This is a genomic window from Peribacillus frigoritolerans (assembly GCF_030676415.1).
In the GTDB taxonomy this organism is placed as follows: domain Bacteria; phylum Bacillota; class Bacilli; order Bacillales; family DSM-1321; genus Peribacillus; species Peribacillus frigoritolerans_A.
In genome coordinates, this window is record NZ_JAUUTW010000061.1 from 1 (window position 1) to 13,232 (window position 13,232).

The window sequence follows — 13,232 nt, forward strand, 5'->3', positions numbered from 1 at the left end:
GGTAGAATCTGTTAGACCAGTTTTGCTCCATGCAAGAAACAAATTGAATAATGATGAAAATGTAAAAAGTGTAATTGATGGAATTAAGGCTTTAAAAAAAGAACTATACACTTAATCCTTCCTTGTCTCACTAACAATTGCTTTGGCAGCTCTTTTTCTTATGGCACTAACGGGGCAGGTTAGTCGAATTATATGTTATGATGGAAAAAAATAGATATTTTAGGGGGATTAAAATGGTTACATGCTATCTGAAATATGTTATTGACCCTTATAAATTAAATGAGTTCGAGGAATACGGTAAGATTTGGATTCGATTAGTTAATAAATTAGGTGGTACACATCAGGGTTATTTCCTTCCACATGAGGGTGCTAATAATATTGCTTATGCATTATTCACTTTCCCAAGTTTAGCAGCATATGAAGAGTACCGAGTAAAAATGGCATTGGATGCAGAATGTCAAGAAGCATATAAATTTGCAGAAGAGACTAAATGTATTTTAAGTTTGGAGAGAAGCTTTATGCGTCCTATATTCGAATGAACATACATTAAAGTTGAAAAATAATCTATACATACCTTGATAAGCTAACGGGTGCGTTAGCTAAAGATCGGAGCTGTCTTTAAGGCAGCTTTTTCTTTATGCAACTAAAGGTGCAGTCTAGTGTAAGAAGGAATGTACAACAAGTATGAGGAATAATCAAAAAACAAAAGGGGAACCAGTGTATGAATAATGAATTTAAAAAGGCCATAAATTTACTGGAAAATAAGGATAAAGAAACTTATCCTACATTTGCCTACTCTGTATTAAATAATTATATTCCTGGACGGGTCTATATGGATGAATTGAAGAAAACGGTTTTAATTGGAACTGATTCAGGTTTTTTTGCCGTTGGTGGAGACGAAATGAACAATGGTATTGACAGCGTATTTTTAGAAATTTATAGAAGCAGAAAAAATGATAAAAAGCGATTCACTTTGTTTTCTCCATCAAAAGAATGGGATCAAGTTATAAATAAGTTGTTTGAAAAAGAGTTAAGACAAATGCATAGATATTCTTTTCAATTTAATAAGGATACATACTCAACAATAAAAAAAGAAAAAGTCCCTAAAGATTTTATAGTAAAGAGAATAGATGAAAAAATAATTACTGAAAGTCTGGAATTTAATGAATCTTATTATAATGAATATTGGGGTTCAGTATCAAATTTTCTTGAGAATGGTTTTGGTTATTGTTTGCTACATAATGATACCGTTGTAAGTGAGTGTACATCTATATTTAGTTCATCACAATTTGCTGAAATTGATATTGCAACTCAAAATAAGTATAGAGGAATGGGCTTAGCTCAAAATGTTGCAGAAATATTCATTGAACATTGTATTGAAAGAAATTTGAAACCCAACTGGGATTGTGATGTTAACAATTTTGCTTCGATAAAGCTAGCTGAAAGATTAGGATTCGAAAATCCAATAGAATATTCACTATTCGTTAGAAGGTAAGAATTTCTTATTTGGCTAACAGGTGCTTTACTTCAATAGGGAGGTTGCTGCGGCAACCTTTTCTTATTCAACAAACGGGGCAGGGTAGTAAAGTATTAAGATTAAGACTTAAATTTAATTTTTTAATGGAGGAATATTATAATGGACCAATTAAAAGGGAAAATTGCAATTATTACGGGTGTAAGTCGTCTGAAAGGGATTGGAGCTGCTATTTGTAAGGAGTTAGCTGAAACGGGATATCATATATTTTTTACTTATTGGACGGAATATGATAAAAAAACGCCTTGGAGCATTGAATCAGATGAGCCCATGAAATTAAAAGAAGAATTAATAAAAAAAGGTGTTAAGGTATCATGTATGGAGTTGGATTTAACTTCTTATGATGCACCTGAACAACTTATAAATGAAGTTTCTGAAAAACTTGGTTATCCTGATATCTTGATTAATAACGCAGCATACTCAACTAACAACGATTTTTCTAATTTGACTGCCGAAGAATTAGATAAACATTACATGGTAAATGTTCGTGCAACGACACTATTAAGTAGTAAATTTGCTCAAAGGTTTGATAAGAAATCGGGCGGGAGAATAGTCAATATTACATCAGGTCAGTCACAAGGACCAATGCCTGGCGAATTGGCATATGCAACAACAAAAGGAGCAGTTGATGCTCTAACTATTACATTGTCGGCTGAACTAGCCCCTTTAGGAATAACGGTTAATGCATTAAATCCAGGTCCAACTGATACAGGGTGGATGACAGAGGAAATAAAAAATGAATTAAAACCGATGTTTCCTTTCGGTAGAATAGGAAAACCGAGAGATGTTGCAAAAACTATTAAATTTCTAGTGAGCGATGAAGCAGATTGGATTACAGGTCAGATTATTCATTCAGAAGGTGGATTTAAAAGGTAAATTAAACTAAAAAAGGCTTTGGTTCTAGAACCTTTTTGTTGTATTAAATTTCAAGGATAGATATCAATTTGTGAAGGATTGTACTTAAACTAACGGGTGCTTTAGTTCATTAACAGGGGTTGCTTCGGCAGCCTTTTTGTTATGGCACTAACGGGGCAGGATAGTTGAACAAGAAATCACACGTAATTATAGAGTTTGGAAGGGGATTACTGGGATGTAATGTTAAACTTTATAAAAATGATATTGAAAGGACTGGACTCATTTAATGGATATTAGAAAACCTAACGACTCGGAACTTAAAAAGTTTTGATGGCACATTAGGTGAAGTAAACCTACAAATGAAAAAATTGAACAACTTGTTGAACCACTTCTTGAAAAGGGAGCTAATATGACTCGGGATCTTTCCCAATCTTTTTGCAGTAAGTAAATAGGTCATGAACTCGAACTCAAGGCGAATTGGGAGACGAAGGTGCAGCATACACTCCATCAGGGAACCCCTCTTCAAAATCTTCTATTGCTCTGCGTAACATAGATTCATCCATCATCATCTCTCCTAATGTTTAATTAGTATTTTTCAAAGTAAGTTATTCAAAACGGCAAACTCATAGTAACTGTTTTTATGCTAAAGCCCATTTTTTCGTACAGTTTAATAGCTTGGTTCTCTGCAAAAGCACTTAGTCGGACTTCTGAGTGTCCATCTTGTTTAAGAAGGTCAATGGCAGTTCTCCTAAGCCTTTTAGAAATTCCATTCCTCTAAATTCTTCTATAACAAAAAGTTCATAAATAATTCATCTTATCTGTAAATTGGTCTTTACTTGCTCCTATCAGAACCCAGCCCATGAAGAACTTATAAGGCAAATAGACAGATTCGAAAAAGGGTTTCCCGATGGAGTATATGTAAAGTCAAGTTGATGAAGAAATTCCTAGAATTAACATGAGAGCTTTGTCTCGTTATTGCGCTGAAAAAGGACTAGGGCCAAAAGATTTTCTGATGAAGAAAGAGAGCAATTTATTATCTATGAGGAAGATGAAGGCCGATGAGGATAATGGAGGGGTAAATATTTCCACCCCTTTTTTTGTTACTTATTCTTCATCTTTAAACCTCAATACTTTGTCTTTTTTATTTATCATAATTGGTTCATAAAACTGTTCTGGACCTTCATATTTGATGTATTCGCTTAGGAGAGTTTTTGCACGTTCACCATATTCCTTCTCGATTTCTGTGTTTTCCTCATTCACTAATATTAGGTAATTTTACTCTTTTTTTAAAATATTTTCTAAAAAAACATAGTACATATAGCTTAAAATTACCAATTTTTCATTTGGTAGTAACTTTAATTAAATAAAAATTATAGTATAATGTGCACTATTTAGGTAATTTTCAATATGATAGACTTTCGAAGTCGATGTGGATAAATGTGTAAAAATTTGTTTTTTTATGTAATTCTATGACAACAAAGAAATTGGAGGAAAGTTAGATATGAAAAAAACTTTATTTAGCGGATTGATGCTCATTTTAGCTTTATTTTTTTCTGTAAATGATGCTGATGCGGCTTCAAAACTTAATTTAGATTATGAAACTACTAAGAATAGTGTCCAGTTTAATTGGAACTCAGATGCGCCATATTATCAGCTTTATAGTGGAAAAAAACTAATTTGGGAAGGTTCAGCTAATGAATATACTCAATACAATTTAAAACCTAAAAAACAGTACAAATATTACCTGATTGCTTTAAATGAGGATAAACAAGTTATTGACCAAACTGAATTACGAGTTATAACCAAGAAGGATAAAGCTAAAGATAAGTCTAATGAAAAGCAGCGTAAATTAGACGGAGTTACTATTGATGCTATTATCAACAAAGATTACGTTAAAGTAAAATGGGATGAAAATCTTCCTGACGCAGACGGAATTGTAGAACTATACAGAAACGAAGAATTTTTAGGTGAGTTTACTGGTAATGAGTATATAGACAAGAACATAAAACCTGATAAATATTATACATATAGGGTCGTAGGTGAAGCAAAACGTAGTAAAGATGAAATAAAAAAATCAATTGATGAATTAGAATCCAAAGGTCAAGAGATTACTAATGAAATGATTGAAGAGGCTTCTTATGAAAAGTTTGATCTAGGCAAAATTGTAAATACATTTAGTTCCGAAGAAATGAATACGAAAAGTTTAGTTGAAGCCAAGACGTATGCTGCAGCGGCTGCTCTTCCACAAAGGTATAATTTTAGGTACACTACTTTTATTCCTGATGCCATAGCTACAATACCCGGAAATCCAAAGTCTTGTCCAACTTTCCGTGGAGACAATAGATCATATTCATTTAGTAGTACTAAATATCGTACTCGAACAGAAGTATCAGCTTATTTTAGTGGAACTTCTGCTGGAACAGCAAGTTGGGTAACCCGAGATGTAGGCCAAAGTGCAAGATATAACTGTGATGGTACTACGGATTATAGAACACAAACAAGTTATACAATGTCAAAAGTACTGCTAGAGGCAACTTCTTCAAAAGTTTCATGGAGAGTATCTCATGCCGTAGGAGATCCTTTTAATATTATTGGATTAGAACCACCTGTAATTGATTATAGGTACAATGCTAGTGTAAGCTATGACGGAGATATCCATATATCTGGAACACATGATCAAGCACCTGCTCATGAAATGTATGCCTATATTCCTAATTCGGGTGCATTATTAACTATCTTTAAACATTCAAATAAAGGTTTATTATACCTTGCTCCACCTATGCCAAATGCAGCAATTGAATTTAGCATTTATAACTAGAAAAAAACCCGAGCGTTATGATGCTCGGGTTTTTTTATTCCTAAAGTATTCATCTAACAAGAAATATAGAATAGCGCATATAAAAGCATAGATAAGATATAGGGCAGGGGGAGAAAAATAGAAAAATATAGTTAATGATGTTAAATATACCAATATTTTAATTGAAATACGTTTCTTCCGTGCGGCCTTTAAACTAAATATTTCTGCTATAACTGAAGAAGTTCCACCATATAATAAAATAAATAATAATGCATATGAAAAAACAACAAATATTGTGGAAAAGAAATCATTATTATCTTGAAGAAAACTTGGTACTAAAATAATTGTTAGAATGATTGAAACAGTAAATATATTGAACATGTTTCTTACAATAAACTTTTTCAAAAAATCACCTCTCTCTCTTTCTTTATTGTACCTAATTTTTATTATTTCCGATTGAATAAAAAGATGGATATTTCTACTTTAGTTTAAAACTATTCTTAAAAGTCAGCAAGTACATTACTAAAAGGCAAACAAGAGCAGATAACTCTACTCTTATGGTTTCAGCTTTGAAAGCGAAATCTATCGATTTCTCGTGTATCATACATTCAAAAAGCCATCGGACAGTACGAATAAAATGTGAGGTGTATTACATAGTCATACAGTCACATTATGGAAGCCAAAAGTACTATTCTTTTAAAAATAGTTACTCTAAATACGAGGTTTGGTGATTATATCATTAGAACCTATTGTGCTAACCTGCCCCGATTAGTTGCATAAAGAAAAAGCTGCCTTAAAGACAGCTCTGATCTTCAGCTAACGCACTCGTAGTTAAACAAGGTTAGAGCATATTCTCGGCAATCTTTTTCAGTGCCTTTGCACGAGAAACGATAAATGCTCTCATATACTTCTCCAAAAACAACTTATCAGCTAAAACCCCAATTGGACCGAACGGTGACTTATATTGAAATTTATCTATCATTATAGTTCCACCTGGTTCTTCTATAAACTGATGTGTGTGAACAAAAGAATGGAAGGCTCCCTTCACCATAATATCTACAAACTTATTTGGTTTTTCCATTAATGTCACTTGGGCTGTCAGCCTTTGTTTAATACCAAAGTGAATGGCTTCCCAAGTAACAGTATCTCCCTCCTCTAATAGCCCTTTTGTCACACCATCAACAGCAATTTCCTTTGTTTTCGATGTCGTTTTGGTATGAATATTCACGCTCCTCGCAAGGTCAAAACATAATTCAACTGGTGCTTTAATATATTGTTGATACTCAATAACAGGCATTTCTTATTCTCCTTTTATAAGCACTTTCTAACACCATTATTATAGTTCGTTAAAGCCAATATTACCTAGCCCTTATTCAACTAACCTGCCCCGTGACAATTCCTTAATGAACTCCCATGAAAATTAAAAAAGCTCAAAATCCAATCACAACAAAATAGACCCAGTAAAAACGCTTTTTAAAAAAAGGCTGAGCCTTATGAGTGATCTGATTGAGTTTGGTAAATCGTTAAACAAAAACCTCCAATTATAGCAAATTAAGTAGAGGCTAGCGCGACGACCAAAAAAGGATTAATCTCCCATGAGTGCTACCCATAAAGGGCGCGACAGTCGGTGGTACACCGTGGTCGTCGGAGTCAGACTAACGGATGGGCTCAAAGGCACCATAGTTCAACGACCTTCTTCGCAGCCATTAAAACATTATCGACATAGAGACCAATTTTCATTCTCTGTGGTGAAGCGCTGATTTTTGCGCTTCATGGATGGCTAACGGGTGCGTTAGTTCAACAAGCTATAAGCGATTTTAAGAATAAGCCCATATTTTCGTTATTCCATTAAAGGGCGCGATTCTTTAATAAGAATCGCTTTTCTTAATGAACTAACGGGTGCGTTAGCGCCATAAGAAGGCCGCCAATTGGCGGCCTTTTAAATGTGTATTCTTAGCTTTATCCTACATTCAATTTAGAGAAAAAAGTACCCTAGATTCTATCGGGGCAGGTTAATAAAATAATTCTAAACGACAAATAAAAATTTCAATTGGTTTTTTGTTTACATTTGTTTACAAAAAAATGTTTACAATTGTTTACACAAATGGTAATTTTAATTCAAGAGGTGTTTAAAGTGTCTGATTATAGAAAGAAGATGTTTCGAGGAGCAAAGGTTGAAGATTGCATTTTAGATTTTATAGATATGGAAAAAGAACTTAGTAGAACGCTTGAAACTGCTGATGAGCAGGAAAGACAATTGCTGTTGGGCATGAGTAAAGCGTATCGTCTGATCGTCAACCGATTGGTAAGAGAATTTGATTATCCTAAAGGGGGAGACAGCGTGAATGTAAAAATAAAGGAATTAATCAGTTCCTTAAAAAGAAGAATTTCTGCAGCAAAGGAGGAAAGCAAAAACAACCTTACAGATCTAGTGAATGGAATGTATTATGCTGATATACCTGAAGAAGCGAAAGATGAAATAGCGAAAGTTCCTCAAGAATTACATTTGTTTGAAGGAATGGCTGTTGGATATGAAAAAATCATTATTGATTTGGAATTGCTTCTGGAGTCTAGCGATCATGACAAAATATCTCATATAGAAATAAGTGTAGCAAAGTACAAAAAAATTGCTGACATGTTAAAAGATAAATTTAAGGAGGATGAAGGTGATTTAAGAAGTGGTTATATTCAAGGCGAAATGGCGGCTTATGTAATGATTAGAGAGGAAATCCAAATCATTTTTAACGTTAGCAGAACTGAGGTTACTTAATGGACTTTTTAAATTGGTATGATTGGATGCAGCCGACTAATCCATATGCTTCGATTTTTTTTGGATTTATCTTAACAATTTTGGCGGGGTTAATTGCATGGTTTAATACAAAAAAAATCAGAACGTCTATCTTAATAATATTTGGAGCATTAAGCTTTACCATAATTGGCACTATAATCTTAAACGCTGTCGGTTATTATGGCTAAAAAGGAAAATATCATTTTTGGACAAGAACAGATTGTGAAATAAAGGTACTTAATGTAAATGCTTTACTTCAAAAAGGAAGGTTGCAGAGGCAGCCTTTTTCTTATGGCACTAACGGGGCAGGTTAGTTCTATAAGATGACCGTTAAATGGCGGTCTTTTTTTATGATTATCTTCTTAACGAATATTTGCAACTCAACTGGTTTGTGTCTGCTAAATTACACTAACGTATAATTTATATATAAAATTGTGGAAGTCTACTAATAGTTTAATAAAAAAGTTGAAACTTTTTTGTGTCGACTTCTCTCTAATGAGCGAAAGGAGGTCAGTACATGAATGAAATGAAACTCGTAAAAAGGGCGATAAAGGGAAATAAAAACGCCTTTGAAGAACTTCTTGTCATACATAGTGATCAATTGTATCGCACTGCTTTTCTATATGTAGGAAATCGTGAAGACGCATTGGATATTGTTCAAGAAACAGCCTATAAAGCTCTTTTAGCAGTTGGACAATTAAAAAATGAAAGGTTTTTCTTAACATGGCTAACAAAGATTCTTATTCATTGTGCATTTGATGTCATGAAAAAGAAAAAGAAAGAAATACCAATAGAAAAAATTATTGACTTATCATCTGGAAAAATAGAAAAAAGAGATGAGCATTTAGATTTAGTGAGAGCTATAAATCAATTAAAGGAGCATTATCGAAATGCTGTTATTCTATTTTACTTTCAAGATCTTCCAATCAGCGAAGTGGCAAAAATAATGAACGTGCCTGAAAATACGGTAAAAACATATCTTCACCGAGGAAAAAATCAGTTAAAAAAACTGTTAGGAGGGGTGGCGTACAATGGAGAAGAAACAATTTCAAGTGGAGTATGAGAAGATTGAGGTACCCAAAGAAGACGTTTTAAATGCTATACAATCGGGAGTAAGACGAGCAACTTCAACTGATACACCAAAAAGAAATAAAAAGCGATTGAGAGCATATAGTTTGTCCGCAGCAGCAGCTATTTTTATTTCCTCTAGTTTTATCTTTCCTTCAATGTCACATGTTATGGCTGAAGTACCCTTACTAGGGAAAGTATATATGAACTTTAATGACTTAGTTGGAAGAAATTTAGAATCGCAACAATTAATAACCAAATTAAATGAAACAGCAAGCAATAAAGGTATAGATGTATCTATTACCAGTGCTTATTATGATGGAGCAGCTATTGGTGTTACCTTTAATGTGGCAGGAAACATTAAAACGGAACAAGATGGTGGGCTTATGGGTTTTTATGAAATATTTGATGGTAAGGAAGGTATAGATGATAGTAAAGAAATTGTATATATGGAGCCTTCCGAAAAAGGGTATTCAGGTCATATCCAACTAAATTATCCGAAATCCGAATTACCTCCTGATACTACTTTTCCTCTTGAATTCAAGAGTATTGGAGATAAAGAAGGAGTTTGGAAATTTGATATTCCAATTAAACAATTACCATACGAGACAATAAAATTTAATGAAGAAAGAAGAAACATTGGTGCAGACGTAAAAGTTCACTTTGATTCGATTATTAAAGGGAAAGCATCAACCGCAATTAATTACACAGCGACTTTTCCAAATGAAGGAAAATATGATCAAGTCAGATTAGAGGTTTACAACGACCAAGGAAAGGAAATTCCCTTGTTGTCAGATGGCATTGATTTAGAGACTAATAAATCTGAAAATCATATAACTGTAAAAGGAAGAACGATAATTCCTCAGTCTCTAAAAGAAAAAACAAGTTATTTGGAAATTCACCCAAAAGTAGCATTGCATGAAAAAAATCAGTTTGTTACATTGGAACAGCAAACTCCTATTGAAATACAGTCTGATCGACAAAATCTATCCGTAACAGTGGAAAAAATGAAATTAAAGAAAGGTAATTTCACCGTCGATTTCCAAGTTAACGATGGTGATATGAGAAATTGGAATTTTTCGTTTTTTAAAGATTTTGCACGTAATGACATAACGTTAGTTAAAGAGTCTGAAAAAGCTATTTATAAAGAACCGATGAAACATTCAATCAAAGTATTAGATGAGAAAGAATTAAGATTCCGAAGCACATTTGATATTGGTACAGTTAGTGATTTTAGTAAAGACAATTATGTAATAAGAGTTAATTTAAACTCACTAAGTGCGAATATACCACTTGAATTAGAATCGGTAAAAATTGATTTAAATTAAATCTTAAAGGTCTAACAAGTGCTTTACTTCAATAAGGAAGGTTGCTAAGGCAACCTTTTTCTTACGCAACTAACGTGCAGCATTCCTGTATTAACTTTAAATACTAAAAAGTTTGTGAAGAAATCTACTTAAACTAACGGGTGCTTTAGTTCATTAACAGGGGTTGCTTCGGCAGCCCTTTTCTTATGGGTCTAAAGGACAAGATACCCAAATAAAAAATACATATTTACTATATTTTGGTAAAATGGATTGGAGGAAAGGGTGGGGAATCATGAAAAAATATTTAGGGATTATTTCGTTTACTTTAATTATCTTGGTTATTTGTTTCTTTGCTGCGAATATAACACGAGTAATTGATCCTGGAGTAACAACTTTTCGTATATTAATGATATTTGGAATCATTATATCTTTCTCTTTTTCTTTTCTTAGTGAGAAAGGACTTTGGAGAAAATTTGCTTTAGGTCTTAGTATATTCGTTGGTTTCGTTTACTTTATAGCCGTCGAATTAATGAGAATAGTATTCCAGGGTAATGGATTTTAAACTGTTTATTCAACAAACAAGTGTGTAAGCTGAAGATTGGAGCAATCTTTAAGGCAGCCTTTTCGTATGGAACTATAGGAGCAGGATAGTTGAATAAGAAACAAGAATTATTTTTGTAATAATTCTTAAAAGGAGAGATGTACAAGTGAATTTAAGACTTGAATTATTTGTTGAAAGTATAGAAAAATCAGTGGAATTTTATAGAGATATACTAGAATTTAATGCACCAAAAGAGATTATACATACTTACGTTCCAGTTAAAAAAGGAAGTGTTACATTAGGGTTGGGAGAAATGAAAAATTTACCTGAAAGCCATCCTCTTAAAGTTTCTAATAGTTGTCAACAAACAGGATTAGGAGTTGAAATAGTATTAGAAGTTGAAGATATAAACGATATTTATAACAAAGTAGTTGAAAAAGGGTACTCTATACAGACTAAGTTAACAAAAAGATCGTGGGGATTAGAGGATTTTAGATTAATTGACCCAGATGGATATTATATACGAATTACATCAATGGCAACTATTGAATCCTAACTACCATCTTTTCTTAATGAACTCCCATGAAAATTAAAAAAACTCAAAATCCAGAAAAAACCACAAAAAATAAACCCAGTAAAAACGCTTTTTAAAAAAAGGCTGAGCCTTATGAGTGATCTGATTGAGTTTGGTAAATCGTTAAACAAAAACCTCCAATTATTGCAAATTAAGTGAAGGCTAGCGCGACGATCAAAAAAGGATTAATCTCCCATGAGTGCTACCCATAAAGGGCGCGACAGTCGGTGGTACACCGTGGTCGTCGGAGTCAGACTAACGGATGGGCTCAAAGGCACCATAGTTCAACGACCTTCTTCGCCAGCCATTAAAACATTATCGACAAAGAGACCAATTTTCATTCTCTGTGGTGAAGCGCTGATTTTTGCGCTTCATGGATGGCTAACGGGTGCGTTAGCTGAAGATCGGAGCTGTCTTTAAGACAGCTTTTTTTTATGCAACTATAGGGGCAGAATAGTTGAAGAAATGATATTATTATGGAAAAAAGTAACATGACATTTGGAAGGTTGAGAAAAATTGGAGATTTGGAAATTAAGTGAAAAAGTATCGAAAATTAGCGATGTAATACCTTATTATTTTGTTAGTCTATTCTTATCTTGTATCTCTTTTTCTGTTTTTATAATTGTAGTTAGTGGAGAACCTTCTTGGTTGCAGTTAATGCCTGTTATTATTTATTCTTTTTATGTTGTTATACCTTATTTACTTTTTGCAGTACCATTGCAGATTATATTTAATAAACGCCCGAGAAAATTTAATGTGTTTTATCTTTTAATTTACACGGTACTTTCTTTTGTAGCAGTATTTTTATTTAATGTAATGTTATTTAGAGTTGAACCTACATATTTAGTTAAAACCCAAATATATTACGGTTTTAGTTTTGCAGCAGCTGCTATTTATTGGTTTTGGGATTCTGTCTTCTTACAAAAGAAAAACTGAAATATCCTAGTTCTTCAGCTAACAGGGTGCGTTAGCTGAAGCTCAGAGCTGTTTTTAAGGCAGAACTAAAGGGGCAGGATAGTCCAATAAGGAAAAACTTCCATTTTTTAATTAAACTATAAACAAGGTATTTTAAAATCAAGCATATCGTACATAAGGAATGGGGGAATCAGCTTGTTTTCATTTCGTAACATTGACCTATCAAGAGACACTGAAACCATTATTAGGTTTAGAAGAGATTCGTACAGTATTAGTTTTGGTGATGAGGGTTTATTCGGTGATAATGACAGTTATTTAAAGAAGATTACTGAAAGGCTTATAAAATTTCCTGGTGGGCTTGTTATTGTTGAAATAGATGGTAAACAAGTAGGGCAAGTTGAGTTGCAGATTAAACAACTTGAGAATAAAGAGATTGGATATGTTAATCTATTTTACTTAATCTCAGAATATCGTGGAAAAGGAAACGGGGCTAAACTAATTGAATTTGCAGAACGTTTCTTTCGCGAAAATGGTGTTAATGAATACCAATTAAGGGTATCCCCCACAAACAAAAGGGCCATAAGTTTTTATCAAAAAAATGGATTTGATGTATTAAAAATAGAAGATGAAGATACTGTTCCGAGATTTAGAATGCATAAATTATTAACTACATCCAATTAAACTAACGGCTAAACGTTAGCTGAAGAGTGGAGCTGTCTTTAAGGTAGCTTTTTTGTATGAAAACACAACAGTAAAAAAGCCACACTAAAATAAACCCTCCATATTCTCATTTTTTTGATGGGGGTAAATGTACTATGTCGTTATTTAACTGGTTATGCAGTTTGTTGTTCAG

Annotated in this window: 14 protein-coding genes; 12 read left to right on the forward strand and 2 right to left on the reverse strand. The window is 33.2% G+C overall.

Features of this window, described 5'->3' with window-relative positions; translation table 11 throughout:
- The first annotated feature begins 233 nt into the window (after positions 1-233).
- The 3 genes from Q8G36_RS27960 to Q8G36_RS27970 all read left to right on the forward strand — a co-directional run bounded on the left by Q8G36_RS27960 (position 234) and on the right by Q8G36_RS27970 (position 2,410).
- Positions 234-539 carry an NIPSNAP family protein gene (locus Q8G36_RS27960; protein WP_098186449.1) on the forward strand — a complete coding sequence of 102 codons (306 nt, stop codon included), beginning with the start codon at positions 234-236 and terminating at the stop codon, positions 537-539.
- A 182-nt stretch (positions 540-721) separates the two neighbouring features.
- On the forward strand, positions 722-1,495 hold the full coding sequence (locus Q8G36_RS27965; RefSeq protein ID WP_305163050.1) for a GNAT family N-acetyltransferase: 774 nt from the start codon (positions 722-724) through the stop codon (positions 1,493-1,495).
- 141 nt (positions 1,496-1,636) lie between these two features.
- On the forward strand, positions 1,637-2,410 hold the full coding sequence (locus Q8G36_RS27970; RefSeq protein WP_305163051.1) for an SDR family oxidoreductase: 774 nt from the start codon (positions 1,637-1,639) through the stop codon (positions 2,408-2,410).
- Between the two features lie 588 nt (positions 2,411-2,998).
- On the opposite strand, the gene Q8G36_RS27975 is transcribed toward Q8G36_RS27970, so the two are convergent.
- Positions 2,999-3,154, reverse strand: coding sequence for a hypothetical protein (locus Q8G36_RS27975; RefSeq protein ID WP_305163061.1), 156 nt, complete (start codon positions 3,152-3,154; stop codon positions 2,999-3,001).
- A 736-nt stretch (positions 3,155-3,890) separates the two neighbouring features.
- Between Q8G36_RS27975 and Q8G36_RS27980 the strand changes: the two genes are divergently transcribed.
- The gene (locus Q8G36_RS27980) at positions 3,891-5,207 is read left to right on the forward strand and encodes a DUF3238 domain-containing protein (protein ID WP_305163052.1); all 1,317 of its coding nucleotides are present in this window, start codon (positions 3,891-3,893) and stop codon (positions 5,205-5,207) included.
- Between the two features lie 820 nt (positions 5,208-6,027).
- Here the strand turns inward: Q8G36_RS27980 and Q8G36_RS27985 are convergent.
- Positions 6,028-6,483, reverse strand: a complete 456-nt coding sequence (locus tag Q8G36_RS27985; RefSeq protein WP_305163053.1) for an SRPBCC family protein — start codon at positions 6,481-6,483, stop codon at positions 6,028-6,030.
- A gap of 837 nt (positions 6,484-7,320) precedes the next feature.
- On the opposite strand from Q8G36_RS27985, the gene Q8G36_RS27990 reads away from it, so the two are divergent.
- The 8 genes from Q8G36_RS27990 to Q8G36_RS28025 all read left to right on the forward strand — a co-directional run bounded on the left by Q8G36_RS27990 (position 7,321) and on the right by Q8G36_RS28025 (position 13,060).
- A complete protein-coding gene (locus Q8G36_RS27990) occupies positions 7,321-7,956 on the forward strand; it encodes a hypothetical protein (protein ID WP_305163054.1) in 636 nt (211 codons plus the stop codon).
- A gap of 535 nt (positions 7,957-8,491) precedes the next feature.
- Complete coding sequence (locus Q8G36_RS27995) at positions 8,492-9,037, forward strand: sigma-70 family RNA polymerase sigma factor (RefSeq protein WP_305163055.1); 546 nt, start codon at positions 8,492-8,494, stop codon at positions 9,035-9,037.
- Positions 9,006-10,370, forward strand: a complete 1,365-nt coding sequence (locus Q8G36_RS28000) for a DUF4179 domain-containing protein (protein WP_305163056.1) — start codon at positions 9,006-9,008, stop codon at positions 10,368-10,370. The genes Q8G36_RS27995 and Q8G36_RS28000 overlap by 32 nt, the downstream gene beginning before the upstream one ends.
- Before the next feature lie 271 nt (positions 10,371-10,641).
- Positions 10,642-10,911, forward strand: a complete 270-nt coding sequence (locus Q8G36_RS28005; protein ID WP_275732744.1) for a hypothetical protein — start codon at positions 10,642-10,644, stop codon at positions 10,909-10,911.
- Positions 10,912-11,056: 145 nt separating this feature from the next.
- The gene (locus Q8G36_RS28010; RefSeq protein ID WP_305163057.1) at positions 11,057-11,446 is read left to right on the forward strand and encodes a VOC family protein; all 390 of its coding nucleotides are present in this window, start codon (positions 11,057-11,059) and stop codon (positions 11,444-11,446) included.
- Positions 11,447-11,659: 213 nt separating this feature from the next.
- The gene (locus Q8G36_RS28015; RefSeq protein WP_305163058.1) at positions 11,660-11,884 is read left to right on the forward strand and encodes a hypothetical protein; all 225 of its coding nucleotides are present in this window, start codon (positions 11,660-11,662) and stop codon (positions 11,882-11,884) included.
- Positions 11,885-11,980: 96 nt separating this feature from the next.
- Positions 11,981-12,400 (forward strand): UPF0715 family protein, encoded by a 420-nt coding sequence (locus Q8G36_RS28020; protein WP_305163059.1) that lies wholly within the window; start codon positions 11,981-11,983, stop codon positions 12,398-12,400.
- A gap of 174 nt (positions 12,401-12,574) precedes the next feature.
- On the forward strand, positions 12,575-13,060 hold the full coding sequence (locus Q8G36_RS28025; protein WP_305163060.1) for a GNAT family N-acetyltransferase: 486 nt from the start codon (positions 12,575-12,577) through the stop codon (positions 13,058-13,060).
- Positions 13,061-13,232 lie beyond the last annotated feature (172 nt).